This window comes from Bacillus sp. P14.5 (assembly GCF_003316765.1).
Lineage (GTDB): Bacteria > Bacillota > Bacilli > Bacillales > Bacillaceae_B > Rossellomorea.
Genome location: NZ_NIJF01000065.1, coordinates 1 through 25,460 on the forward strand (window position 1 = coordinate 1; position 25,460 = coordinate 25,460).

Here is a 25,460-nt window from a genome sequence, read left to right on the forward strand (position 1 = left end):
CCAGGCCTTTTTAGTTTTTCAATTATAATCGATTTTTAATCATGCCGGTCATTTCAGGCTTGCTTTTCCCGGTAAATTCTTCAATCAGGGGCAGGAAAATCAATGTTCCAAAGATGAACATGAAGCCGACCATCACACCGATCCCGATCGAAAGAAAGTATTCTTGAGTGATACCGCTTACAAAAAAGCTGTAAATTGTTAAAGCTAATCCGATTGCCGTCCCTGCCGCTGACAACCATTTAACGGCTGCCATTGTTTGAAGTTTGTCTCCCATCCGTTTTTCCCCCTATACGTTTTCCTTTATATACTATTTTATGTTTGTTCACAGATTTGTCAAATAAAATTCTTAAAAAGTTCAAAATTGGTTGTTTAGCAGGGAGGAGATATAGTTGGAAAGAAGCTGTGTCCTGGGAGGGTGATGAAAGAAGGTTATTTTACTCTTCGTTCTTTCAAATTAAAATTCTATTTAAACTCTAATCCGTTTGGATGACGTCGATTTTATAACTATTAAGATCGTTGCTGTTTGGTGGAGCAGCTGACTGCATCGATTCTTTGATTTCTGGATTCGATGATGCCTGTGACTCCATCTGACTGCACCGATTCTCTACTTTCTAGATTCGATGATGTCTGTGACTTCATCTGACTGCATCGATTCTCTACTTTCTAAATTCGATGCTGTCTGTGACTCCATCTGACTGCACCGATTCTCTACATTCTAGATTCGATGCTGTCTGTGACTCGATCTGACTGCATCGATTCTCTACTTTCTAGATTCGATGCTGTCTGTGACTTCATCTGACTGCATCGATTCTCTACATCCTAGATTCGATGCTGTCTGTGACTCCATCTGACTGCACCGATTCTCTACTTTCTAGATTCGATGCTGTCTGTGACTCCATCTGGCTGCATCGATTCTCTACATTCAAGATTCCATGATGCCTGTGACTCGATCTGACTGCATCGATTCTTTAAATTTTGGAATCGACGTAGTTACAACATCACTATTTCCTGCATTTTTTAATGCATCAACCCCACTTACTCATGATTTCATGCTGTATAAACTCTCCTTTTACTGCATCAAACCCACTCACCTCATGAGTTCATGCTGTATAATCCTACTTCCCCATCAACCACAGCACAACATAAACCACATACTTTAACACATCAACGCACGAAGAGGGACCGCCCCTTTTAACACGGTAATGCACTAAAACAAAAAAGCATGCACGCTGGATCTCTCCAGCGAGCATGCTTTAATTCTTATGATAGATAGGTCAATACATTTTGGACGGCTTTTTCACCTTGATCGATACAATCGGGAAGGCCGAGTCCTTCGAAAGAGCTTCCGGCGATGAATAGTCCCGGCAATTCATTGCGGACTTTTGACTGCATGGCTTCTAATCTTTCATTATGCCCAACCGTATACTGCGGCATAGCATCCTTCCATCTTGATACGATTGTGAATTCCGGATCCATCGTAATGTTCATGATTTTGTTCAGGTCTTGCAGTACGATTTTTTCAATCTGGCTGTCGGATAGATCGACAACCGCTTCATCGCCCGCTCTTCCCACATAGCATCTGATCAATACTTTGCCTGCTGGAGTTGTATGCGGCCACTTTTTATGTGTCCACGTACAGGCAGTGATCGTATAGTCGCTGTTCCTTGAGACGACGAAACCAGTTCCGTCAATGTCCTTTTGGATCGCTTCTTCCGGAAAAGCCATGGCGACCGTTGCCACTGAAGTAGCAGGGGTCGATTTCAAGTGGTCGAAGAAGCTGTACTGTGGAAACATTGCCGGTATGGTTGTATGCGGTGTGGTCAGGATGACACTGTCCGCATCAAGATTTTCACCGTTATTGAGCACCAGGGAATAACGGTTGTTTCCTTGTTTCTCAATCTTTTCAACTCTGACACCTTTCAGAACTGAATCTGGTACAAGCCTTTCCTCTATAGCATCAACCAATGACTGCAATCCTTTAGTCAATGTAAGGAAGATCCCTTTTTTCTTACCGTTTTTGCTCTGAGGTGCCGGGGTCGTTTTTTTCATACCTAGAATCAAACTTCTATGTTTCTGCTCAACCTGGTGGAACTGCGGAAATGTCGACATCAGGCTCAGTTTGTCAATATCTCCCGCATAAATCCCGGATAACAGCGGCTCAATCAGGTTTTCGACTACTTCATCGCCCAATCGTCTCCTGAAAAATTGGCCGAGTGACTGGTCGCCTTTTACATTTGATTTCGGTAAAACAAAGTCGGCTGCAGCTCTCGCCTTGCCCTGCATTGAAAACAAACCGGTAGTAACAAAAGGAGCCATTTGTGTCGGAATGCCCATTACAGATCCGCCAGGCATGGGATGAAGCTCCCCATTGACAAGAACATAAGCCTTGCCCGTTGAGTTGTTCACGAGATCATGATCGATGCCGACTTCTTTAGACAGCTTTGCTGCGCTCGTTTTTCTTTCGAGGAAAGAGTCCGGTCCCCGTTCAATTATGAAACCGTCCCGTGTCACCGTCTGGATTTTTCCGCCAAGCCTGTGGCTCGCTTCTATTAACTTAATTTCAAGCGGACGGCCTGTCTTCTCAGCTTCTTTTTGTAAATAGTAAGCTGAAGTTAATCCTGTAATTCCCCCGCCGATAATTACTACCTTCTGTTTCTCCACTGCTCATCGCCTTCTTTTTATAGTTTTGATTCTTATTTTAGATGCTTCATTACAACCGCTGCCATTGCATCAATGAACTCAGGCTTGGCATTTGGCATTTCCGGTCTGTAGTAGCTTGCGCCGATTTCATCTGTGACAACTTTACACTCATAATCATTATCATAAAGAACTTCCAAATGATCCGCCACGAAGCCTACTGGAATATAAACAAATGTATTATAGTTCTTTTTCTCGTGCAAGTCTCTCGTCAAATCCTGCACATCCGGGCCCAGCCATGGATCAGGAGTGTTTCCTTCACTCTGCCAGCCGACTGCATATTCTGTGATCCCCGCTCCTTTGGCAATCAGATCAGCAGTTTCCTGCAGCTGATTCGGGTAAGGATCTTCATCTTTCAGGATTTTTTCAGGAAGGCTGTGGGCGGAAACGATTAATACTGCACCGTTTCTTTCCTCTTCCGTCATTTTCGCATAGGTATCTTTTACTTGCTTAACCCAATAGTCAATGAACTTCGGCTCATCATACCAGCTTTCAACCGAAGTGATGCTTGGTCCTCCAATTTTAGCTGCCTCTTCCTTGGCACGTCCGTTGTAGGATTTGACACTGAATGTGGAGAAATGAGGAGCCAGGACGATTGAAACCGCCTCTTGGATCCCATCTGCATGCATTTGCTGGACTGCATCTTCGACAAATGGCTCAATATGTTTAAGGCCAAGATACATTTTGAATTCTACTTCATCCTGAATGGCATTCAAACGCTCTTCAAGGGATTTCCCCTGATCAAGTGTGATTTTTGCCAATGGCGAAATCCCACCGATTGCCTCGTAGCGACTGGTCAAATCTTCAAGCATCTCAGGAGAAGGTTTTCTGCCATAGCGGATATGGGTGTAATATCGTTCGATGTCTTCTTCTTTATAAGGAGTTCCATAAGCCATTACAAGGAGCCCCATTTTTTTCTTTGCCATAATGATTCACCTCAATAGTAAAATTCGCTGCTGCATCGACCATTCTCTTGCTTGAAAACAGGGTCTATAAGCAGCCTTTGTTTAAAATTACCCTTTAAGCTTTTCTGAACTGTATTCATGGATAAATGCCGTCAGCCTTTTCAGTGTTTCCGGTTTAACGGACGGGAACACGCCATGGCCAAGATTGAAGATGTATCCTGGTTCCTGTATACCCTGGTCGATGATCGATTTAGCTTTATCTTCAATGACATCCCAAGGAGCCAATAGGATAGCGGGATCCAAGTTCCCCATTACTGTCTTTGTGATTCCGTTCGAACGTGCTTCCTGGATTGGAAGTCTCCAGTCCAGTCCGACTACATCGATAGGAAGATCATGCCACTCCTGAGAGAGATGGCTTGCTCCTACACCAAACATGATCAATGGAACATTTTCCTGCTTTAATTCAGTAAAGATCCTTTCCATTGTCGGCTTGATGAATGCCTGGTAATCCTGAACATTAAGCGCTCCCACCCAAGAATCAAAGATTTGGAAAGCTGAAGCTCCTGCTTTGATTTGCGCGCGGCCATAAGCAATGGTCATATCCGCAAGTTTTTCCATCAAGGTAAACCATGCTTTCGGTTCAGCATACATGAATGCTTTCGTTTTGTTGTAGTTCTTAGAAGGACCGCCCTCGATCATATAACTTGCCAATGTAAAAGGAGCGCCGGCAAATCCGATCAAAGGTACGGACAGCTGCTCCTGAGTCAGCAGCTTGATGGTATCCAATACATAAGGAACATCGCTTTCCGGATCGATTTCCCCCAGTTTTTCCACGTCTGCAAGGGATTGGATCGGGTTGTCGATGACAGGACCGATTCCGCTTTTGATATCCACATCCACGCCAATTGAAGGCAGCGGGGACATGATGTCCTTATAAAGTATGGCGGCGTCCACATCATACTGTTCAACAGGCAAACGAGTAACGTACGCACAGATTTCCGGTTGATGAGTAATTTCAAACAGCGAATATTTTTCTTTTAATTTGTTGTACTCCGGCTGGGAACGTCCAGCTTGTCTCATGTACCAAACCGGTGTATATTCCGTTTTTTCACCTCTGGCAGCTTTTAAAAATGTGTCATTTAACTTTTTCATATTTATATGTCCACCCTTCTGAGTCCTCTATGTACACCATTGTATTATATTTTGCCTTAAGAATAAAAAATGAAGCAGCAATAAAGCCTATCCGTTCATATATCCCGTTTTCACTATAGACTTTTCCACTATAAAAGTATAGTTCAGGAGGTTAAATGTCATAAATTTGCCGATTTTTTTATGTCCGTTTGTTCAAAATCAAACCTGTATTTGCAGGGGCCAGTTCAAAGCGATATCATGAACATAACAGACTGGATGCATACTCTAATGAAAACAGCAGAGTTTACCCTTATAAACCAGGGGGAAAGATAAGAATATAATTCAACAGGCAGGAGTGATATGAAAATGTATGTTTATATGACCAGCGGAACACATGAATTCCTTAAAACACTTGAAGACAAACATTCAGATCAGACAATGGTCTTGATGGATAATGCAGATACTGCTGTCCTTGTTCACGAAACAGAAGGTAAGTCCATCTTTCAGGAGCCTAGACGCTACGAGGTGATTGACACTGCCGGCGACCTCAAAAAGCATGGTTTCGTGGTGATCAACAACATCCCCGTATCAGATGAAGGACGCCCGGTGTTTGAATACCGCTTCAAAAACCGCGCAGGGTTAATAGAAGAAGTAGATGGATTCATTGCCATCAGGGTGCTTCGTCCCTTAGATACGGATACCTACGCCATTCTGACTCAGTGGGAAGATGATCATTCCTTCAAAAAGTGGCAGGATTCCCAGCAGTACGCTAAAGCTCATGAAAAGAGAGGAACAGAAGACGGAGTGGATGCTCAAAGAAACATGTTCCCCCGTCCATCTTATGTGACGAAATACAGCATCGCTGAAGAGGAAGAATAAACCAAAAGCCGGCTCGCAATTTAAATTGCGAGCCGGCTTTTTCATTTTACTTTCCGGAACCATTCAGCAAGATTCCATTTCGATTGGCATAAATGGCTGCCTGTGTACGATCAGCTACTCCCAGCTTGCCAAGGATATTGCTGACATGGGTTTTCGTGGTTTTCACCCCTATAAATAATTCTTCCGAGATTTCCTGATTTGTCATCCCTTCGCCAAGACATTTCAGAACTTCTAATTCCCTGGCAGTCAAGTCCTCATGAAGCTTCCTTACCTGAGGACGGAACCTGTTCATCATCTTGTCCGCAACCTTCGGGGCAATAACGCTTTCCCCTTTGGCTGCTTTATAGACTGCAGCGGTTACTTCATCAGCGCTTGCAGTTTTCAATAAATAGCTGTGTGCCCCCGCCTCGATTGCAGGAAAGACTTTCTCATCATCGTAATAGCTTGTAAGTATGATAATCTTGCAATCCGGAAGAAACGTAAGAATTTCCCGTGTAGCTTCAATTCCATTTCCGTTTTCCATCAATAGATCCATCAAGATGATCTGCGGCTGGTATAGCCTCGCAAGTTTAACAGCTTCATTGCCGCTGGTGGCTTCCCCCAGGAAATCAATTTTATCTTCGGTCAGCAGGTAGGTTTTCATACCCAGCCTGACCATTTCATGATCGTCGACGATCATTACCTTGATTTTATCCATTCCTGCTCTCTCCCCCTTCTTTTAAAGGAATTCTTATATTAATATACGTTCCTTCGTTTTCCTTGGAGCGAATTTGAAAGACACCGCCAATTTCTTCACACCGCTCTCTCATTGTCTGCAGGCCGTAGGATGTCATTTTTTGCTGATTAACGTTAAAGCCTTTTCCGTTATCACTTATGTACAAGTTCAAGGTTGAATCTATCTTTTTGGTTGTTATCTTAATTTGGGTGGCTTCTGCATGCCTGAGGATATTTGAAATTCCCTCTTGGACTATGCGGAAGAGATGAGCTTCCGTTCCCTTTGTCAAACCTTCCAAGTGTTCCAGCTCAGGGGTGATTTCAATCGGCGTTTTATCTATTAGCTCCCCGATGAGCTTCTTTAGCCCTTCTTCCAGATTTTCGCCTTTAAGATCTATCGGCCTTAAATGAAGCAGCAGGGCCCTCATTTCTCCCTGGGCTTTCGCGGCAATTTCAGCTGCCTGCTGTAAAATCGGCTCTGCATCCTTTGGATTGTTCCTAACCGTTCTAACAGCTGCTGATGAAAGCATACTTAGAGCGAACAGCTGCTGGCTGACCGAATCATGCAGGTCTCTTGCAAGCCTGTGTCTTTCCTCCATGACTGCCGCCTGGTGAGCCTGGTCTGCTAATTCCGATTTCTCCTCAGCCAGTCTTTGCAGGATCTTCACCTGTTCTTGTATATATACAGCCAGCTGGTTCAGTTCATCTGTAATGATCCCTATTTCATCCTGTTTGCTGTCATCTACCCTGGCAGAAAACCGCCCGCTTCTTAAAACCGATACAAAGGTTGATATATCATCCAGCCTCCCTTTGAACAGGGAACCCGTCCTGACCCCAAAATAGATACTGAGCGACGAGAATAACAAGAAAATAAGGAGAGTCAGATACAAAGAACCAGCCAGCGTGATAGAAGGAGCCTCTGTTATCAGGATATAGAATTGTATAATTAGAAAGAAGATCAGGGTGCCCATCAAAGCCATCATAAAAAAGCTTCTAAAAAACCAAAAACGGATATTCATAGATTTGTTCAACAGAAACACCCCCTCACACCTTGTTAATCCGAACAGAGCCGATGGAGTACTCTATCTCGATTTTCAACTTCTTCCCTGCTTCTTCATACCCCGGAGACCGATAGCTCAGATTCGGCTTGATGTCCGAGGACTTTTGGCCGAAAATCTTTATATCTCCAATACTTCCTGCTACATAAATATCAACCGGGATATCCTCTGGTATCAGCATTTTCACATCTCCTATCCAACCTTTTATCTGGATAGGCGTTTCTCCCTCAGGGACATATGCCTTGCTTATATCAAAATAATAATCTCCAATCATGTTATACAGCCTCATGGGCTCAAGCGGCCAATTAGGCTGATTGAACTTCACATCGCCAATAATGAATCCGCGGTTTACTTTAATCCTTTTTTCTTAGATCCTTCGTGGACTCTCCCCTCGTAAGGCTCTGTTTCATCTCTAAATGGATAGTCATCTGTAACCGTCACTCTTATTCTGCTTTTTTTCCATAACAGCATGAAGGCAAAGCCGATTAAGCCGACCGGCCACAATTTCCACCAGTCCCCATAGCTGAATGCCATTATTTCAAAAACATCTAGAAGGAGGAGCCCTCCATAGATAAATAGAAACAATCCCAAGGTAAACTTTATCATCCTTCTCCATTTTAAACCTGTATAGATCCACTTCGCTCCCTCGATCAGAATGAGAAATGGAATGAATATGACAAATAACTGTTTTATTTCCAAGGAAATGACACCAATATTGATCAGAAGAAACACTATACCTGTAAATAATAAGATTGCAGAAAAAAACCATTGTTTTCCGCCAGAACTTTTCAAAATCAACACCGCCTTTTACCTTACTTCCTTCATTTCGATGATTAATGTAAAAATCCTTTAATTGCTTTCTGTTTTGTGATTTATCGCAGTGAGACATATTGGCAGATAATGCTCTGTAATAGAGAGTCTAAGGGCAGCCTGCAGTAAACGCTCCTCATGTAATTCAACTGACTAATTATAGTTTAGCTCCAATTCATTTCTTATAAGAGGAGCAAGGGCAGGATTCCCTCTCCGTCCAGAGACGGATTTTTTTCGTTTTCTTCCCTCACCTTCACTGTTCTGGTGAATATTCTGTAGTACAAAAAGGCGAATGCCCCTTTTTGAAGTGCAAACAGGGTGAGGGGGAATTTCAATGCTCGTGGAATTGACTGCATTACACTGGCTGTATTTAGTATTCATCGGGTTCATCATCCTTTTCATGATTTTCAGGAAAGATACCACCATCCTTTGTATAGCGGGAATTTTTCTTATTACTTTAGTTGCGAATGGTTCTTTGACCAGTTCTGTGAACAGTGTCTTTACAAGTTTTATTTATGCTATCACAGAACTGCTATCAACTATCCTGGTCATTTCGATTATTGTCGGAATGAGCAGGACGCTTACAAAAACCGGTATCAACGATGTTATGATCAGTCCATTTGCCCGACTGATCAAGACCCCGGCACTTGCTTATTGGACTATAGGGATCGTCATGATGCTGATTTCCTGGTTCTTCTGGCCTTCTCCTGCAGTGGCTCTTTTAGGAGCAGTACTGGTCCCGGTAGCTCTCCGTGTCGGTCTCCCTGCATTGGGAATAGCAATGGCCATGAACTTGTTCGGACATGGAATCGCCCTTTCCGGCGACTTTGTCATCCAGGCTGCACCCAAGCTGACTTCAGATGCAGCCGGACTCCCTGTTTCAGAAGTAATTCAGGCGAGCATTCCTCTTGTCATTGTGATGGGGGTGGTCACAACAGTCACTGCCTTTTTTCTTTTAAAGAGGGACATGAAAAAGGGAATATTGAGAGTCGAGGAATCGCAGCTTGAGGAAACTGAAGCAGAGGCAGGCCCTGAGCTCCTGAGTCCATCTGCGAAGAGGTTCTTCGCATTGATGATTCCTGCGCTTTTCGCCTTGAATATCCTTGCCATGTTCATGTTTGACCTGCAGGGAGGCGATGCAACCGCGCTCATTGGAGGAACATCCATTTTCATCTTGCTCATCATATCCCTTGCCGCTTACAGAGCAAAAGGACTTGAGCAAACCACAAGTTTCATTATCGATGGTTTTCAATTTGGGTTTAAAGTTTTTGGTCCCGTCATTCCTATAGCCGCTTTCTTTTATTTAGGAGATTCGGGGTTTTCTGCCATTATCGGAGAAGGCATTCTTCCGGAAGGTTCTGCCGGAATCGTCAATGATTTAGGAGGAGCGCTCGCAGCAGTTGTCCCACTTTCCAAAGCAGTCGGGGCTGTGACCCTGACAACAGTGGGAGCCATAACCGGTTTGGATGGATCAGGGTTTTCAGGCATCTCCCTGGCAGGCTCGGTGGCACTGCTTTTCTCAGACAGTATTGGTTCAGGAGCTGCCACACTGACAGCGCTTGGGCAGATTTCCGCCATCTGGATTGGAGGAGGCACCCTTGTTCCCTGGGCATTGATACCTGCCGCCGCCATTTGTAATGTTGATCCCTTTGAATTGGCGCGAAGGAACCTGATCCCCGTCATTGTCGGCTTGATAGCGACAACCATTACCGCTATGTTTCTCATATAACTTCTACTTTTTGTTCTTCCGTACAAAGAAGATGAATCTAAGAGTAAGGCGATAGCCCGCTCTTATGATTCATCTTTTTAATGAAAATATTTTTAAGTTTTAGATATACATATTCACACAGTAGATAATAGGAGAAACCAATGAGAAAACCGGCAAGTATATCTGATGGAAAGTGAGCCGAATCGACTGTCCTGCTAATTCCTGTCAGAAGTGCCAGAGACACGGCTGCTGCATAAACAGCTAATTTTCCTTTTTCGGAACTGATCATTTGGGAAATAAAGAATGCCAGTACCAGCATAAAGATAAGACCAACCATCGCGTGGCCGCTTGGAAAACTAAACCCTTCTTCGCCATGCAGCGCTTGTGGCCTTTCCCTTTCCACTGCGGATTTCAGAAATTTATTTACAAGATTCCCTCCGCCTATGGCCAAAACAGTAAATAGGATTCCAACAAAATTCCGATCTTTAAAACCGAGCCAAAGAATCAGGATTATACTGAATGTACCAATGACCAGTTCGCTTCCTATTATAGAAAAATGAGCTAATAAGGGGACGCTTTTGAATACAGCGAAAAACGGCTGATCAAACCACTCTATATTATCTGTATAGACAAGCAAAATAAGAGCCAGGAAAGCTGCAGATGCTATCCACCCCCATATTATTTTATTCATAAACATTTTCCACCTCCCCTGTTTGTTTTACCATATATGAAAGCAGTTCAACTAAAAAGAACTAACTCCGGCAATATTAAACTTGTAATGTTATACTATTCTTAATTTTCATATATATTAACAGCGACAAAGTTGTCTGAGGGAGGAAGTTTAATGCTCGATAAACTGCGTAATAGATTGGAAAGTGACTTTGATGAAATGGTTGAAATCCGACGCTACATGCATCAGAACCCCGAACTTTCCTTTAAGGAAGAAAAGACTGCTCAATATATTACCGACTTTTATCGTCAACTGGATATTGAGGTCACACCAGGAGTTGGCGGCAACGGTGTTGTGGCCAGGATACAAGGAGGAAAACCCGGGAAGACGATTGCTTTAAGAGCAGATTTTGACGCCCTTCCCATCCAGGACGAAAAAAAGGTTCCTTATCGTTCCAAGATAGATGGAGTCATGCATGCTTGCGGCCATGATGGACATACAGCTGCCCTGTTGATACTGGCCAGAGCCATGAATGAAATGAAAGAGGAACTGCCGGGTTCTTATGTATTCATACATCAGCATGCAGAAGAGTACGCGCCAGGAGGAGCGAAGCCTATGGTGGAAGCCGGCTGCCTTGATGGAGTCGATGCTGTATTCGGCACACATCTCTGGGCAACCGAGCCGCTTGGAAAAATTCAATATCGCACAGGTCCTATCATGGCGGCGGCAGACAGATTTGAAATTGTCATACAAGGTGCAGGAGGACATGGTGCCCAGCCTCACAAAACAAAGGATTCTATCGTAACCGCTTCGCAATTGACCGGCACACTGCAGCAGATTGTCAGCCGCAGAGTCAACCCGATTGAACCGGCTGTTGTCACTATTGGCTCATTTGTGGCAGAAAATGCCTTCAACGTCATTGCGGATACAGCCAAATTGGCCGGTACAGTAAGAACCTTCAGTGAAGAAACCAGAGACTTCATTATCAGTGAAATGGAAAGAATCATTAAAGGCACTTGCCTCTCAGCTGACTGCTCGTATTCCTTTGAGTATGATAAAGGCTATCCGGCTGTGGTAAATCACAAAGAGGAAACAGAGCATCTTATCAAGGCCGCAGAAGGTGTAAATGGGGTCAGTGAAGTTGAAGAGTGTGAAATGCAGATGGGCGGAGAAGACTTTGCCTACTACCTGCAAAAGGTTCCCGGCACCTTTTTCTTTACAGGCGCAAAGCCTGAAGGAGTCGAAATCCCCTTTCCCCATCACCACCCGAAATTCGATTTCAATGAGAAAGCGATGCTGACCGCTGCATGTGTTCTTGCAAACGCAGCTATTACTTACGCAGAATGACTGATATGCCGGTACATCTGTGCCGGCTTTTCTTGATTTGACGGCACTTAAGACCGCGCTCCATTTGCGAGGGACATCATCTTCACAAAAAACATATTTCATGCACCTCGCTGCATGGTCCAGGCCCATTATCCCGAAAAAAAGACGCACCCCGCTCATCCAGCGAAGTGCGTCTTGAAATAACTTAAAAAGCAAAAAATCTATGAAGACTGCTGGTTAAAGAATCTCCGACGGTATCCATATACAGCCGCCTCACCCAGTTCCTCCAATAATCCATAGTTGGCATAGGCACCGACCACTGCCCCGATGCCCGGAATGAGCTGAAGCATCTTCACAAAGTCGATATAATCACGGTATTCCTGCTGAAATACTTTCCAGTCCAGTTCAACCAGTCCATCTTTTTTTCTTCCCAGTGGTCGATGATGGATATTACTTCGCGGCGGTGATCGTCACTGGAGAACGCCAGCTGAAAAATATAAAGCATGAACAATCTTTCCTCATAAGACGACGGATCATATCCGTGGATTTTAGCTGCTTCATACAAATATTTCATCTTGATGGAGAGCAATAAAGGAAAATCAGCAAGCCCTAGAAAAATCCCTCCAGCTCCAGTGCCGGCTCCCTCCACTGCAGCGGCCTTCCTGTAAAATGACAGCCTTTCCCCCATATGCTTTTCCTTTTCTTCAAAACTCTCAGGTACGGTTACTTTACTGCTGGAAACAAACCCTGAACCAGCGAGAGTCACTTTCACCATATTTTTAATGCTGTCAGTAATGACCGTGTGAACTTTCTCAGGAATTACCGAGTTGAATTTTAACTGAGCCCTCTTAGCGGTACGATTTAATATTCCCGACCGTTTCAGTTTCTTTCTCTTCCACGTTTCCATATCGTTTCGAGCCTGATTTTCATAGATGCTCATCTGTCACACCAGTCCTTTTCATTCTTTCTTCGATAATGCGTCCTATCAATTCCAGCTTCTATTACCGCTGCCGGCGGGTATCTGTAAGGCAAGCGAGATGGGCATTATCGACTGAACCGCCTGTTCATGGGGGCTCTCCGACAAGTGTAAAGAATGCTTTTTTATATAATACGAATGAAGAAGGACAGAGTTTCACTCAGTAGTCGAATTTCTTCAGCCTCTGAATGAGGTAGGAGAAAGAAAATACATATGAGAACAGCAGGCCTGCAGCAAGCATTAAAGCAGCTCCTGTCCATTGTCCGCTCAGCAGCAGGGCCAATGAGAACAGGACTGCCTGGACAATCAATGACCAAAACACAACTTTTTGAAATGATTGTTTCTTTATACCCTTGGCTACTGGATAAAGAGATACCCATATTTTATAATCAAACCGCTTGAACATCGGGATCAACTGGAACCCTGTCAGGTACATAAACAGCATGCCGATCACAATGCCGAGCCAAAGCGTGTCGCTGAAAAAGAGAATGACCATGGCAATCAGGGACAAGCGGATATATAAACCGAAATACTCACTGGTCCTGAGAAGGGAACGCATATATAAGAACGTAAAGGTCTGCTTCTGTTCATACCTGGGCATGTTCATCAAGCCGTCAAGCCACTTTCTCCTGTGCACTTTCCCTTTCAGCTTTGGTACGTCCGTGAACATATTAGCCATTCTGTAAAACAGCAGCATCCTTTGCTCCTCCAAGGAAATCAGCACATCCCATTTCACACTTTTTTCTTTTACAGAATACTTGAAATAAACTAAGTATCCTATAAGGATGACCGCCACGACAGCAGCCAGCACAAGAGAGGCATCACTGAGGACCATGTATAAGAAAACGGCATTTAAAGCGAACCTGACAGCATAGTCAACGAGATGCGCTTCACGTTCTTGGTTTTTCAAGGTGTACCATCGCACATAAAGGTTCCATACCTTCAGTCCTAAAAGAAGCCCCAGGAGAAGGAAGAACGATTGAAATCCCTGCCCGGTCACCTTCACATACATCGGCATCATTGCCGCAAGGACGAGAAGCAGTATATAGGATTGAGAAATGAAACTCGCCCATATCCCTTTTTGAAAAAAAGATTTCATCCGGCTTTCCAAAGGAAGCAAAAAGACTGCGTCCGCTTCACGCAGGAAAGTGTAAACAGGACTCCAGGACAGGAGCAGCGCCAGTATTACCGCCATGATTAGAGGAGCAGGAAAAGAACTGTCCAGAGTCGCAACCCACTGGTTATATGTAAAAGCACCGCCGCCCAGCGCAAAAATCAGCACGAACAGAAGATGGTCATTAAACATATAGCGAAGATATTTCCTAAGTTCAGCGTTATATTCTACTACCCTTTTTTTCCATATTTCATCGATATTCTTCATTGATCCATTTCTTCCTTTGTCAGTTCAATATAAATATCATCTAGAGTGGCAGACGGCATACCGAATTCCAGGCGAAGCTCCTGCAGTGTCCCTTTGGCTCTGATTTGCCCGTCATGCAGAATGACAAAAGAATCGCAGTACCTTTCAGCGGTTGCCAGAATGTGAGTCGACATCAGGATACCGGCTCCGTTTTTCTTCATTTCCTCCATCCAGTTCAACAGTGACTGAATTCCGAGGGGATCAAGACCGACAAAAGGTTCATCAATGATATACAGACTTGGCTGAACCAAAAATGCGCACATGATCATGACCTTCTGTTTCATCCCTTTTGAAAAATGGGAAGGAAACCATCCAAGCTTCTTTTGCATACGGAATTCCTTCAGAAGCCCTTCTGCCCTCTTTTTATATTCCTCTTCAGGAAGACCATAAGCCATGGCAGTCAGCCTCATATGTTCCTCAAGGGTCAATTCATCATATAGGATCGGGGTTTCCGGTATGTAAGCAAACTGTTTTCGGTACTCATCCGTATCGCTTTTTAATTGGAGGCCATTTATGTTTATTTCTCCCTGTTTAGGTTCCATTAATCCGATTATATGTTTGATCGTCGTGCTCTTTCCGGCACCATTTAAGCCGATAAGGCCGACGATTTCCTTAGAATCAATACTAAATGATATGTCTTTCAAGACTGGTTTTCTCGTATAGCCTCCAACCAGATGCTGAATATCCAAAAGTGACACAAGCAACGCCCTCTCTTTTTGTTGTTGTTTTTATTTTAGCAAAGCGGCAGGTTCCAGGCTATGCAGGAACCTTACGCACCTCTTCATATTCCAACTTTTCCCTGTAGTAACCTGTTCAATATTGGCCATCATAATGGAGGAAGGGGACAGCAAATAAAAAACGGGGTGGTTGTTAAAGACCGGTATCCGATTTAAACGTTTGCTTTCAATAATTTTAGGGGATGGTCGTCATGCATAGTATTGACTGTACTCACACCATAATTTTTAACATACTTTAAAAATGAGGTGTTTATCAAAGAGAAAAGACTGTCAATGAACTCTTAAAGTGTAAAAGCTATAAGATAAGGGGATGGTCGCTTTGAACCAGAGTCAGACAAAACAGAATCTCTATACTCACTGATCTTGCAAAAAAATGCAAAATGAGGTGTTTATCGCAGAGCATTCAGACGTTCCACAAATGAACCTATAATATAGTCCTCCTTCAAATGGGGCTGGCAGAGGGTGATGCTGATATTACCTTCTTGCCAGCCTCTTCTCTGTCCTTTCCATTATTTCACTTCTTATGATAAAATCAGAAAAACACAGAAAGGCGGGATAGTATGAGTGACTGTATTTTTTGTAAAATCATCGACGGAGAGATTCCTTCATCCAAAGTATATGAGGATGAACACGTCCTTGCATTCCTCGATATCAGCCAGGTAACCAAGGGACACACTCTTGTAATACCTAAAGTACATAAAGAAAATATTTATGATCTGACAGAAGAAACAGCTGCTAAGGTTTTTTCAGCGGTGCCCAAAATATCAAATGCGATCAAGGCTGAATATAATCCTATCGGCTTAAACATCCTCAATAACAACGGTGAAGATGCAGGACAATCTGTCTTCCATTTTCATATGCACATCATCCCTCGCTATGGGCAGGGTGACGGATTTGGGGCAGTATGGAAAACACACACAGATCAATACACTCCTGACGATTTGAAAGAAATTGCAGAAGGAATCAGCAAGCACCTGTAAAACAAACATCCCTTTACTAATTACACAATAGAAACGAAAACTCCTCCTAACACGGGGAGTTTTTATATACCATTTTGACCTCAATCAACTTATCATCGGATGTCAAAGTGTTCACACATACTGCCATTTTGCAGCATAAAAGGCCTGATCAAAAAATTCAAACCTTTTGCTGTTAATGCGATTCATGCTGTGATATACTATTTTTAACTTTTCGCTGCCGGCAATGAGTGCACGGCGGGAGAAGCAAAGTTGAGAAAAGATTAGATGAGGAGAGATGAGAAATGAATACAAAATCTTTAGTCGCACTTTCACTGTTAGTAGGGATAGGTGCTGTACTGCACGCTGTCATCCCGGGAGTATTTCTTGGAATGAAGCCGGACATGATGCTGACAATGATGTTTTTAGGCATTTTTTATTTCCAGACAAAAAAATGTACTGCTGCTAGGAATCACTACCGGAATTATTTCCGGCCTGACAACACAGTTTCCGGCAGGTTTCATCCCTAACCTGATTGACAAACCGCTAACTGCATTTGTCTTCTATTTAATGGTTCTGGGAGTTAAAAAATATTCAAATACGATTGCAGGGACAGCTGTCCTGACAGCCGTTGGAACAATTATTTCAGGTGTTTTCTTCCTGACTTCCGCTTACTTGATAGCAGGCCTTCCAGGAGCATTCCTTGGTTTGTTCGCCGCCGTGGTACTGCCGGCAGCACTGGTCAATGCGGGAGCAATGTTTGTGGTTTATCCACTTGTTACAACGATCATCAAGCGAACCAGTTTCGCACAATCGGCTTCATCATAAAAACAGCCTTAATTTCCATAATAAAAATCAAAAAGGAACCTATTTTGGGTTCCTTTTTATTGTTCACTTATTAAGAGACAACAGGAACCTACGTCACCGCAACCCACAGCAGGATGCCCAGAACCAACGTGATGGCCCCTCCTGCTGCCAATACACCAGCTCTTCTCTTCAAGATGTTTTTTGGCGGATACATTCCCGGCTTTTGTGCAGCCATAAAATAGTGGACCGTGCCAAAGAACAATATTGCGCTCAACGCGAAAAATCCGAATATAATGCCATCCACATCCTCCACCCCTTCCTTCTTCAAAGTTTTTCCGCATGGCTTCTTCCTCCTGACCCTGGATACTAAAAGACCCTTATCTTATAAGAGGAAAAGCTAACGAAAAACTTTCCTTAAACACCCCTATAAGACATGTTTATGCCGAAATGAAAGGGTTATGAGAAAAGTTGATTAGGGTTTTGCCGAAAAGGGTAAAAAGGAAATAATGACTATGGTGTCGAAATAAAAATTCAAGATTAGATTTGGGGGAAAAATAAATGAAATTGAAATCAGTTACCTTCGGAATATTAGCCGGAAGTGCAATCGGAGCAATAGCGACACTTCTCTCTGCTCCTCAATCCGGAAAAGATCTGAAAGGACAAATCAGCCAGAATAAAGACGAATGGAAAGCTGTTCTGACAGAAATCAAAACAAACTCTGTTGAGGTCAAAGATTCTGTTTCACGCCTGACAACTGAAAGTAAACAGACAATTACCAATCTCAAAGATGAAATGCAAAGTTCTATCCAAACCTGGCAGGGCGAGACAGAACCGAACATCCAGCATATCAAAGATGATATCAGCGCAATCGAACAACTGGCTGATAATATGGAGCAAAAAATCAGCAAACAATAATTTTTAAAAGCCCGGCAAGCTATTTTGCCGGGCTTTTTTTATGCCTCATCAAGAAGGAAATCCTCTATAATAAAGAAAAAAATCTACCTTTCGAAAAATTTAGTAAATTTAAACCTTTATTAATTTTTATTTTATTGGCATAATAAAAGAGAGGGATTTGTAAGACTTATAGATTAGTTGAAATTAGACACGGTGAATCAATCAACTTTTGCAAAGCGGGTGAATCATATGGAAGAAAGAGAATACTCCATGAAGGAAGCGATGTTGTTCAGCCAAAGAATGGCACAACTGAGCAAGGCCTTATGGAAAGCGATTGAAAAAGATTGGCAGCAGTGGATTAAACCCTACGATCTCAATATAAATGAACATCATATTCTATGGATTTCCTACCATTTGAAAGGTGCTTCTATTTCAGATGTAGCCAAATTCGGGGTAATGCATGTATCAACGGCTTTCAACTTTTCCAAAAAGTTAGAAGAAAGGGAATTGCTTCGCTTTTCCAAGAGGGAAAATGACAAACGCAATACCTATATCCAACTCACTGAAAAAGGTGAAAGCGTTTTACTTGAATTAATGAGGAATTATCAGCCTGAAAAACATTCAATCTTTGAGGGAGTTACCCCTCTCAGGGAACTTTATGGACGTTTTCCCGATATGATTGAAATGATGGCTGTGGTTAAAAATATTTACGGAAATGACTTTATGGAAATCTTCGAAAAGTCCTTCCATAATATTGAAGCCGAATTCATTGAGGAAGACGGTAAACTTCAAAAAGTTTCTTCTGATGACGGAGCCTGATTATAGGTTGCGTTTAAGCTGCTCCATCAAAAAAGGGTATATTTTTTGAGCAGTACAGGCATCAATCACTTCTTGAGGGGTCAACCGGGAGTTAAGTTCCTCAGTAAATTCCTTGAAAAGCGGAGCAAAAAACACAAAACCTTCCGCTTTTTGTTCTTGACATTTAATGTTCAACCTTTCACAAAGTTGATAAAATTCCTGTAACTGTGCTTCAGACAGGCCTCTTTTGATGATAAGCTTGTAAAAATCATATCCTCTCTCCGGTATCATCTCCATCAGCAGCTTCTGCTGAAATTCAATTTTTTCAATTCTCTTCAATAAATCATTCATTTAAACACCCTCTTCTATCATCAGTTCCACTTGTAAACTGGCACAAATCCTATTGTGCAAAAATATTATAGATATTTCTTTAAACCTTTCCAATTTTTCCTTTCTTAAATGATACCAAATGCCGTGAAAACTTGCTATCAGCCTGTTTCTGAGCCACCCTTTTCACACGTGGAGACGGAAAAAATTATTTGAATATTTTTTTTACAAATTAATGTTATTTTTACTATTGATTTTTTCGTTCAGACGTCGTAAAGTATGAAAGCGAAAGATCAAATACTTGTCGTCTACTGGAGGCGATTTTTTATGCATTGCTGGAAAACAATCAATCTGGAAAAACAATTCGGTCACAGCCGTGTAATGTTATTATCAGCCATCGTCATGATGATGGTTTTTACAATCATCTATGTACCTGTCAATCTCATACTATCTGAAGATCTTTATGATAGTCATTTCTATATCTTCCTGGCGGGAATGCTGATTATATATCCATTGCATAAAGTGCTGCATATTGTGCCGATTTTGACCTATTTAACCAAAATTAAATATCAAGTAAAACGTCATTTATTCTTTATACCCATCGTCTCTTTCCGTGTCGGTGAGCCCATTTCAAAAAACCGCTTTATCTTAGCACTGGTGTTTCCTTTTTTCGCGATCAATACAGTGCTGCTTGCCGGGTGTGTAATGCTGCCGAATTTTTCACATTATTTTACGATTCTGACGGCTTACCATACAGGAATCTGCACAATTGACTTTCTGTATGCAAAAAGTTTGCTCTACTCCCCAAGAGATGCGATGATTGAAGAAAATGAAGATGGCTATGAGATATTAAACCTTCAAAGAGGCAGTATATAGTTCATTCAGCATTAAATAAATTTTTCTAAAGCATGCTGAATCTCCTATATATTTTGCCTCTTCTTACTTTTCAGCACTTCATTCTACCAATTTAGAGGATATTTTGGTATCGTATAGCATATAGGAGATATAGGGAGGGGATAAAATGATCTCCATTTTTATCATTTTTTCAGTATTTATCCTTTATTTTATAAACCAAATGACAAATTCACTTTGTCTGCAAAAAGAAATACCTGAAGAAAGACAGCCAAAAGTATTCAGGACCATCAACATACTCATCACCATACTTTTAATCTCATCATACATAGAAATATTGTATGCTTAACAGAAAAGTGAAAGGCGCTTGCTCAGACCCGACAAGCGCTGACGCGAAAAAGGAAGGAAGCCTGCACTTGGGCTTCCTTCCTTTTTTGTGCAGCGACTCGAGGGGCTAGCGCCTGGAACTGGACAATGAAAAGCGGAGCCGACTGTCCTGGCCCGACAAGCGCTGACGCAACAAAGAAAGGAAGCCTGCACTTTGGCTTCCTTTCTTTTTCGTGCAGCGATTCAAAGGGCTAGCGTCTGGAACTGGACAGGGAAATGTGGAAGGCCTTATACACACCCCTATAAGTTATCCTTCACCCAGGCCTGTATTTCCCTTTTGCGGGCCATTATTCTGTATTTCTTCTCTTCCCATTGGCCCGTATGTCTCTTTTGCGGGCCGTTATCCTGCTTTTCTTCCCTTCTTATTGGTCCGTATTTCTCTTTTGCGGACCGTTATTCTGTATTTCTTCTCTTCTCATTGGCCCGTATTTTTTTTTGCGGGCCGTTATCCTGCTTTTCTTCCCTTTTTATTGGTCCGTATTTCTCTTTTGCGGACCGTTATCCTGTATTTCTTCCCTTCTCATCGGCCCGTATTTCTCTTTTGCGGACCGTTATCCTGTATTTCTTCTCTTCTCATTGGCCCGTATTTTTCTTTTGCGGGCCGCTACCCTGCATTCCTTTACCTAGAGGTAGCGTAAATGTACCCTGCTCCGCCGGCGGAGGATCGGTTATACAAGGTGAACTCAAAGTCTCAAATGATAACGGCACTTCTATAAGTATTTAGTTTGCCCGGCTCATCTGCAATCTGACGGGTCCAATCTTAAACTGCATTGCTTTCTCCGTCTCTGCTGCCCGAATCTGAACCTTTCCTGCCCTCACTGTCCAATAACAAACACAACAGCGGACCGCCGCCCAGGCAGTCCGCTGTTTTTATGTTTTTAAGCAGTTATTAAACCCAAGCTGCTCCGATGATAATCAACAAAATGAACAATACAACGATTAACGCAAATCCTCCGCCATATCCGTATCCACCTGACATTAGACGCTTCCTCCTTTCTTAATGAAGCATAAGGCAATAAATTGCCTTATGCTTATCGAGGTTAAATTATAGCCAAGCTGCACCTACGATGATTAACAAGATGAACAATACTACGATCAACGCGAAACCTCCGCCATATCCGTATGAGCCACCCATAACTTTCCACCTCCTTTAGAAGCGCTACTTTATCGTATTCAAATAATCATTTTTTGTTTAGGCGCATTACATGTTTCCTTTGAAAAAACTTAGCAAATGTAGGCTGCACCCACGATAATTAATAAAATGAACAGCACCACAATCAGCGCAAATCCTGAGTTATATCCGTAGCTCATTTTTATTACCTCCTTTTTTCTAGTCAAAATATCTTATGTATGACGCAGAGATTTGGGTGTTATATATGCCCATTTTTTAGAAAACTCTCCATTAAAATGTTTATTTTCCTGTAGGGTTTGTGATATAGTATGTTTTGTAGTTTTTAGACAAATCTTATGAACAATATAAACATTAGGAGATGTTAACCCTATGAAAAAATGGATCTTAACTGTATCTCTAGCGGCTGGCGTCATTGGGCTGTCTGCATGCAACAATGGAGATGACAATGGCAGCAGTGAAGTCGTGGCGGAAACAAAAGCCGGAGATGTTACAAAGGAAGAACTATATACATCAATGAAAGAGAAATTCACTCCTCAATTGGAGCAAGCACTTCAGGAACTGGTACTTACCAAAGTACTGAGTGAGGAGTATGAGGTTTCGGAAGAAGAGATTGATGAAAAGCTGAATGAAGCGAAGGATCAACTTGGACCACAGTTTGAGATGTTCTTATCTCAATATAACTTGGATGAAGAATCATTCCAAGAGTACCTCAAGCTGCAGCTGCTTCAAGAAAAAGCGGCAACTGCCGATGTGGAAGTAAGCGAAGATGAGCTTAAAGAATACTACGATAATTGGAAGCCTGAGATTGAGGTGCGCCACATCCTTGTCGATGATAAAGAGACAGCTGACGAAGTCAAACAAAAGCTAGCTGATGGCTCAGCATTCGAAGACTTGGCAACGGAATATTCCAACGACCCCGGCTCTGCCGAGAACGGAGGAAGCTTAGGATGGGTCGATTATGAAGGCAGACAGAACTTTGTGCCTGAATTCTCCGAAGCTCTGGACAAGCTTGAAAAAGGAAAAGTCAGTGAACCTATCCAAACTCAATATGGATTCCATATCATCGAAGTAACGGATAAAAAAGAAAAAGAGTCGTTTGAAGATATGAAAGACGACCTAGAAAATTCATTGAAGTTATCTAAGGTGACTCCTGAAAAGATCCAACAGACGATGAAAGCCGTCATAGAGGATGCAGGACTGGAAATCCAAGATAAAGACCTTGAGAACAGCTTTGAACAGATCCTGAACCCTCAGGAAGCACCAGCTATGCCTCAAGAAGGGGAAACACCTGCCCCTGCAGAAGGCGCACCGGCTGAGGGAGAGACACCAGCTCCAGCAGAAGATGCACCGGCTGAAGAAGAAACAACAGAAGAATAAGCACCAAAAAGGGAAGCACGTTAATAGTGCTTCCCTTTTTTATATAGGCAAGGTTTACGAATAGAGCCCTTAAACGAGAATTCAGGCAGATGGCTGGCGGCGCTTTTCTTTTTCATTCTCCATCCGCTTGATATAAACCTCCCCTTCCTGCTCAATCCATTCATTTTCCACATCTCTATCTTCTTTTGCTGATTTCATGGCCATGTAAGCACTGACAAAAATACCTGCTACAATGAAATACATCCAAATAGGCAAAGTCATATTTTATATCCCCTCCACTGTTTGTCCTGCTATTAAAAATATATGTGGAGAAATATAAAAAATGACTTTCAAATGAAAGTCATTTAAGCATGTCACTTATGAAAAGCCGGTTTATAGAATGAACGGTTATCGAGAGCAAATACTCTTTCCGTATATTCTCCAGGCTTTGTTTTATCCAGCACCTTATCAAGCATATTCATTTTTGCATCGATATTATCAATATAGTGCAGAATTTCCGCTTCTTTGATCATTGGCGGTTTCGGGCTTCCCCACTCCGCTTTCCCGTGATGTGAGAGGACCAGGTGTTGAAGAATCATGACTTCTTCTCCATTTATCCCCAGCTCTTCAGATGCTTTTCCGATTTCATTGATCATAATTGTAATGTGTCCAAGCAGGTTTCCTTCCACTGTGTAAACTGTCGAGGTGGGCCCGGATAGTTCAAATACCTTACCCAGGTCATGCAGAATCACTCCAGCATACAGCAGGTCCGTATCAAGGGAAGGATACAGGGATGCAATCGACTTGGACAAGTCCAGCATCGACACAACGTGGTAGGCGAGTCCAGATACGAACTCATGATGATTTTTAGTTGCGGCCGGATACTCCATGAAGGGCTTTTGATATTTCTTCAGAAGGTGTCTTGTGATCCGCTGGATGTTCGGATTTTTCATTTCAAAGATATATTGGGTGATTTTGCTGCTCATTTCATCAATGCTCAAAGGCGCAGTTTGCAGAAAGTCGCTTAGTTGCAGGCCATCTCCAGGAGAACTAGGTTTAATCTGCCTGATTCTAAGCTGGTTCTTGCCCCTGTAGCTTTGAATATCCCCCGAAACTTTCACAATAGTTTCCGGCTGAAAATTGACTTCGTCCTGCTCGCTTGCATCCCACAGCTTCGCCTCGATATCCCCGCTTTTGTCCTGCAGGATCAATGTTAAAAATGGTTTGCCTGTATTGGTTGTTCCTTTTGTCGCCTGCTTGATCAGCATGAATAAATCAACTGATGAGCCGACATCATATTGAGCAATCCCTGACATTCTTACTCCTCCCATTTCTCTTGTTTCTGCTAGTATACCATAATCATAAACTCAGACTGGCAGGAAAGGACTTTCCATATTTTTGATTGATTTGTAGGCTCATTTAATTTTTGCCATTTTGGTGCAAAAGGGCATTCCAGCAGCAAAAAAGACAAGCAGAAACTGCTACTGCTTGTCTTTGAGTAAGGCTCTTTTCGTAAACTTTGTTACTATTTGATACTATTCCGAAGAAATATCTATACCAAGAAGGAAAAAATACGGTAATCACGAAAAGAAAAGAGCTGCTCTTTCCCGATAAGAAATAAAACTCTTAGTATCCGGGGAAAAATCCGGCTGTTGGGATTTTTCCGAAAGCAACAATATATGAGTAAGTCAACCTGCCGCCTCTGCTTTCCCTTTCCTGGCTATCCATACCTTCGTTGAAATTAAACCAATAATCATAATGAATGCACCGAATAAATAAGGGATATGAATATTCCATTCAAAAAGTGTTCCGGCGATTAATGGGCCAGCTACATTCCCGAGGCTGAGGAACGAATTGTTCAGCCCCATTACCATCCCCTGCCTCTTTCCGGCAAGCTTTGAGATCAGGGAATTCAAAGAGGGGCGCAGCATGGAGTTTCCGACAAAAAAGACCGCCGTGGTAATCAGGACCCAGACCATATTAGGCGCAAGAGTCATGATCACAAAGCCGAAAGCACTGATGAGCAATGAAATGGTCACAACTCTTTGATCACCAAGCCATTGAGTCATTTTCCCGACTCCCACACCCTGTACCACGGTCCCAATCAATCCTATCACCAGGATGATGAACCCCACTTCCTGAGGCCCGTAGCCATATCGCTCGAGGGCGTAATAACTGAAGATCGCCTGAAAGTTAGCGAGTCCGAAACTCATGATAAAGACCAGGACGAGCAAAAATCCGACCGGACTTGCAAGTGCTTTTTTCATGAGTATAAATTGATTTTCTTTCTCTTCAGGTTCCTCCTGCTCACGCATTTCCTTTGTATAGGATTCTGGCAAAATCAGGATCGATAAAATAGCAGCAATGGATGCGGCAATCCCCGCAAACAGAAATGGGTAGGAAAGGTCGTATTCCGCCAGCCAGCCGCCGATTCCGGGCCCAATGACGATCCCCATTCCCATTGCTGCTCCCAGGATCCCCATGCCCTGTCCGCGCTTTTCAGGTTCAGTGACATCGGAGACATAAGCCATGGCAGTCGGCATTAAAGCAGAGCCGAATATGCCCGCGAGTATTCTTGAAACAAACAGCATCCACAAACCGGAGGCAAAAGCGAAGACAAATTCAGCGATGGCGAACCCAATCAAACCGATTGTGATCAGCGGTTTACGCCCAACCCTGTCAGAAAGCCTTCCCCAAACGGGAGCAAATAAAAATTGCATGAACGCAAATACAGCCACGAGAGCCCCGAGCACTTGGGCATTCGCATTGAATTTTTCCACATAAAACGGAAGGATTGGAATCACCAATCCGATTCCAACCATGATGATGAATAGATTGAAGCTTAATAAGGCTAAAGGACCCCGTGCCTGAGCCCATCCTTTTGTACGATCCATAATATTTTTCCTTTCTGTCATTCCTT

Annotated in this window: 28 protein-coding genes and 2 pseudogenes; 10 read left to right on the forward strand and 20 right to left on the reverse strand. The window is 42.8% G+C overall.

The features are described 5' to 3' along the window. Positions 1-22: 22 nt before the first annotated feature. From B9Z54_RS09735 to hemE, 4 genes are all read right to left on the reverse strand, one after another. A complete protein-coding gene (locus B9Z54_RS09735) occupies positions 23-274 on the reverse strand; it encodes a hypothetical protein (protein ID WP_113928214.1) in 252 nt (83 codons plus the stop codon). Positions 275-1,260: 986 nt separating this feature from the next. Beyond that, positions 1,261-2,661: a protoporphyrinogen oxidase gene (gene hemY / locus B9Z54_RS09740; RefSeq protein WP_113928215.1), complete on the reverse strand. Its 1,401-nt coding sequence runs from the start codon at positions 2,659-2,661 to the stop codon at positions 1,261-1,263. A gap of 32 nt (positions 2,662-2,693) precedes the next feature. Further along, on the reverse strand, positions 2,694-3,623 hold the full coding sequence (gene hemH, locus B9Z54_RS09745; RefSeq protein ID WP_113928216.1) for a ferrochelatase: 930 nt from the start codon (positions 3,621-3,623) through the stop codon (positions 2,694-2,696). A gap of 87 nt (positions 3,624-3,710) precedes the next feature. Next, positions 3,711-4,754, reverse strand: coding sequence for a uroporphyrinogen decarboxylase (hemE, locus tag B9Z54_RS09750; protein ID WP_113928217.1), 1,044 nt, complete (start codon positions 4,752-4,754; stop codon positions 3,711-3,713). Positions 4,755-5,099: 345 nt separating this feature from the next. Here hemE and B9Z54_RS09755 point away from each other — a divergent pair, with 345 nt between their 5' ends. Then, the gene (locus B9Z54_RS09755) at positions 5,100-5,612 is read left to right on the forward strand and encodes an antibiotic biosynthesis monooxygenase family protein (protein WP_113928218.1); all 513 of its coding nucleotides are present in this window, start codon (positions 5,100-5,102) and stop codon (positions 5,610-5,612) included. Positions 5,613-5,658: 46 nt separating this feature from the next. On the opposite strand, the gene B9Z54_RS09760 is transcribed toward B9Z54_RS09755, so the two are convergent. Genes B9Z54_RS09760 through B9Z54_RS09775 form a run of 4 tightly spaced genes read right to left on the reverse strand, consistent with a single transcriptional unit; the run spans position 5,659 to position 8,176 of the window. Beyond that, positions 5,659-6,309, reverse strand: a complete 651-nt coding sequence (locus B9Z54_RS09760) for a response regulator transcription factor (protein ID WP_113928219.1) — start codon at positions 6,307-6,309, stop codon at positions 5,659-5,661. Then, positions 6,302-7,357, reverse strand: coding sequence for a sensor histidine kinase (locus B9Z54_RS09765; RefSeq protein ID WP_345840715.1), 1,056 nt, complete (start codon positions 7,355-7,357; stop codon positions 6,302-6,304). The genes B9Z54_RS09760 and B9Z54_RS09765 overlap by 8 nt, the downstream gene beginning before the upstream one ends. 13 nt (positions 7,358-7,370) lie before the next feature. Then, on the reverse strand, positions 7,371-7,709 hold the full coding sequence (gene liaF / locus B9Z54_RS09770; protein ID WP_162785160.1) for a cell wall-active antibiotics response protein LiaF: 339 nt from the start codon (positions 7,707-7,709) through the stop codon (positions 7,371-7,373). A gap of 23 nt (positions 7,710-7,732) precedes the next feature. Then, entirely contained in the window at positions 7,733-8,176 is a 444-nt protein-coding gene (locus B9Z54_RS09775; RefSeq protein WP_113928221.1) for a LiaF transmembrane domain-containing protein, read from the reverse strand. A gap of 352 nt (positions 8,177-8,528) precedes the next feature. On the opposite strand from B9Z54_RS09775, the gene B9Z54_RS09780 reads away from it, so the two are divergent. Beyond that, positions 8,529-9,923 carry a hypothetical protein gene (locus B9Z54_RS09780; RefSeq protein ID WP_113928222.1) on the forward strand — a complete coding sequence of 465 codons (1,395 nt, stop codon included), beginning with the start codon at positions 8,529-8,531 and terminating at the stop codon, positions 9,921-9,923. A gap of 37 nt (positions 9,924-9,960) precedes the next feature. Here B9Z54_RS09780 and B9Z54_RS09785 read toward each other — a convergent pair whose 3' ends face one another. Further along, positions 9,961-10,593, reverse strand: coding sequence for a phosphatase PAP2 family protein (locus B9Z54_RS09785; RefSeq protein WP_162785161.1), 633 nt, complete (start codon positions 10,591-10,593; stop codon positions 9,961-9,963). Between the two features lie 153 nt (positions 10,594-10,746). Here B9Z54_RS09785 and B9Z54_RS09790 point away from each other — a divergent pair, with 153 nt between their 5' ends. Beyond that, on the forward strand, positions 10,747-11,919 hold the full coding sequence (locus B9Z54_RS09790; RefSeq protein ID WP_113928224.1) for a M20 family metallopeptidase: 1,173 nt from the start codon (positions 10,747-10,749) through the stop codon (positions 11,917-11,919). Between the two features lie 200 nt (positions 11,920-12,119). On the opposite strand, the pseudogene B9Z54_RS09795 reads toward B9Z54_RS09790, so the two are convergent. The 3 genes and pseudogenes from B9Z54_RS09795 to B9Z54_RS09805 form a co-directional block, all read right to left on the reverse strand. After that, positions 12,120-12,838 (reverse strand): annotated as a pseudogene (locus tag B9Z54_RS09795) (EcsC family protein). A gap of 196 nt (positions 12,839-13,034) precedes the next feature. Beyond that, on the reverse strand, positions 13,035-14,255 hold the full coding sequence (locus tag B9Z54_RS09800; RefSeq protein ID WP_113928225.1) for an ABC transporter permease: 1,221 nt from the start codon (positions 14,253-14,255) through the stop codon (positions 13,035-13,037). Beyond that, positions 14,252-14,992, reverse strand: a complete 741-nt coding sequence (locus B9Z54_RS09805) for an ABC transporter ATP-binding protein (protein ID WP_113928226.1) — start codon at positions 14,990-14,992, stop codon at positions 14,252-14,254. The genes B9Z54_RS09800 and B9Z54_RS09805 overlap by 4 nt, the downstream gene beginning before the upstream one ends. 599 nt (positions 14,993-15,591) lie before the next feature. On the opposite strand from B9Z54_RS09805, the gene B9Z54_RS09810 reads away from it, so the two are divergent. Together B9Z54_RS09810 and B9Z54_RS09815 are read left to right on the forward strand one after the other, a co-directional pair. Further along, positions 15,592-16,011 carry an HIT family protein gene (locus B9Z54_RS09810; RefSeq protein ID WP_113928227.1) on the forward strand — a complete coding sequence of 140 codons (420 nt, stop codon included), beginning with the start codon at positions 15,592-15,594 and terminating at the stop codon, positions 16,009-16,011. A 281-nt stretch (positions 16,012-16,292) separates the two neighbouring features. After that, a pseudogene (locus B9Z54_RS09815) lies at positions 16,293-16,815 on the forward strand (tryptophan transporter). A gap of 88 nt (positions 16,816-16,903) precedes the next feature. Here B9Z54_RS09815 and yhzF read toward each other — a convergent pair. Continuing rightward, positions 16,904-17,122, reverse strand: coding sequence for a membrane protein YhzF (gene yhzF / locus B9Z54_RS09820; RefSeq protein WP_240189873.1), 219 nt, complete (start codon positions 17,120-17,122; stop codon positions 16,904-16,906). Positions 17,123-17,352: 230 nt separating this feature from the next. On the opposite strand from yhzF, the gene B9Z54_RS09825 reads away from it, so the two are divergent. Both B9Z54_RS09825 and B9Z54_RS09830 read left to right on the forward strand, forming a co-directional pair. Beyond that, positions 17,353-17,709 carry a YtxH domain-containing protein gene (locus tag B9Z54_RS09825; protein ID WP_113928228.1) on the forward strand — a complete coding sequence of 119 codons (357 nt, stop codon included), beginning with the start codon at positions 17,353-17,355 and terminating at the stop codon, positions 17,707-17,709. Between the two features lie 228 nt (positions 17,710-17,937). Further along, positions 17,938-18,507 carry an HTH-type transcriptional regulator Hpr gene (locus B9Z54_RS09830; protein ID WP_113928229.1) on the forward strand — a complete coding sequence of 190 codons (570 nt, stop codon included), beginning with the start codon at positions 17,938-17,940 and terminating at the stop codon, positions 18,505-18,507. Here the strand turns inward: B9Z54_RS09830 and B9Z54_RS09835 are convergent, their stop codons facing one another. Further along, positions 18,508-18,837 (reverse strand): DUF1878 family protein, encoded by a 330-nt coding sequence (locus tag B9Z54_RS09835; protein ID WP_113928230.1) that lies wholly within the window; start codon positions 18,835-18,837, stop codon positions 18,508-18,510. Between the two features lie 303 nt (positions 18,838-19,140). On the opposite strand from B9Z54_RS09835, the gene B9Z54_RS09840 reads away from it, so the two are divergent. Beyond that, positions 19,141-19,689 carry a DUF3267 domain-containing protein gene (locus B9Z54_RS09840; protein WP_113928231.1) on the forward strand — a complete coding sequence of 183 codons (549 nt, stop codon included), beginning with the start codon at positions 19,141-19,143 and terminating at the stop codon, positions 19,687-19,689. Between the two features lie 145 nt (positions 19,690-19,834). Next, positions 19,835-20,014: a hypothetical protein gene (locus B9Z54_RS25655; RefSeq protein WP_113928232.1), complete on the forward strand. Its 180-nt coding sequence runs from the start codon at positions 19,835-19,837 to the stop codon at positions 20,012-20,014. A gap of 927 nt (positions 20,015-20,941) precedes the next feature. Here the strand turns inward: B9Z54_RS25655 and B9Z54_RS09850 are convergent. The 3 genes from B9Z54_RS09850 to B9Z54_RS09860 all read right to left on the reverse strand — a co-directional run bounded on the left by B9Z54_RS09850 (position 20,942) and on the right by B9Z54_RS09860 (position 21,363). After that, complete coding sequence (locus B9Z54_RS09850) at positions 20,942-21,031, reverse strand: YjcZ family sporulation protein (RefSeq protein ID WP_044022973.1); 90 nt, start codon at positions 21,029-21,031, stop codon at positions 20,942-20,944. A 66-nt stretch (positions 21,032-21,097) separates the two neighbouring features. Continuing rightward, positions 21,098-21,187 (reverse strand): YjcZ family sporulation protein, encoded by a 90-nt coding sequence (locus B9Z54_RS09855; RefSeq protein WP_044022974.1) that lies wholly within the window; start codon positions 21,185-21,187, stop codon positions 21,098-21,100. A gap of 89 nt (positions 21,188-21,276) precedes the next feature. Further along, positions 21,277-21,363, reverse strand: a complete 87-nt coding sequence (locus B9Z54_RS09860; RefSeq protein ID WP_113928233.1) for a YjcZ family sporulation protein — start codon at positions 21,361-21,363, stop codon at positions 21,277-21,279. Between the two features lie 190 nt (positions 21,364-21,553). On the opposite strand from B9Z54_RS09860, the gene B9Z54_RS09865 reads away from it, so the two are divergent. Further along, positions 21,554-22,561: a peptidylprolyl isomerase gene (locus B9Z54_RS09865; RefSeq protein ID WP_113928234.1), complete on the forward strand. Its 1,008-nt coding sequence runs from the start codon at positions 21,554-21,556 to the stop codon at positions 22,559-22,561. Positions 22,562-22,642: 81 nt separating this feature from the next. Here the strand turns inward: B9Z54_RS09865 and B9Z54_RS09870 are convergent, their stop codons facing one another. The 3 genes from B9Z54_RS09870 to B9Z54_RS09880 form a co-directional block, all read right to left on the reverse strand. Beyond that, positions 22,643-22,822, reverse strand: coding sequence for a sporulation YhaL family protein (locus B9Z54_RS09870; protein ID WP_113928235.1), 180 nt, complete (start codon positions 22,820-22,822; stop codon positions 22,643-22,645). Positions 22,823-22,914: 92 nt separating this feature from the next. Next, positions 22,915-23,856: a 3'-5' exoribonuclease YhaM gene (gene yhaM / locus B9Z54_RS09875; protein ID WP_113928236.1), complete on the reverse strand. Its 942-nt coding sequence runs from the start codon at positions 23,854-23,856 to the stop codon at positions 22,915-22,917. Positions 23,857-24,228: 372 nt separating this feature from the next. Continuing rightward, entirely contained in the window at positions 24,229-25,434 is a 1,206-nt protein-coding gene (locus B9Z54_RS09880; RefSeq protein WP_113928237.1) for an MFS transporter, read from the reverse strand. Between the last annotated feature and the right edge of the window lie 26 nt (positions 25,435-25,460).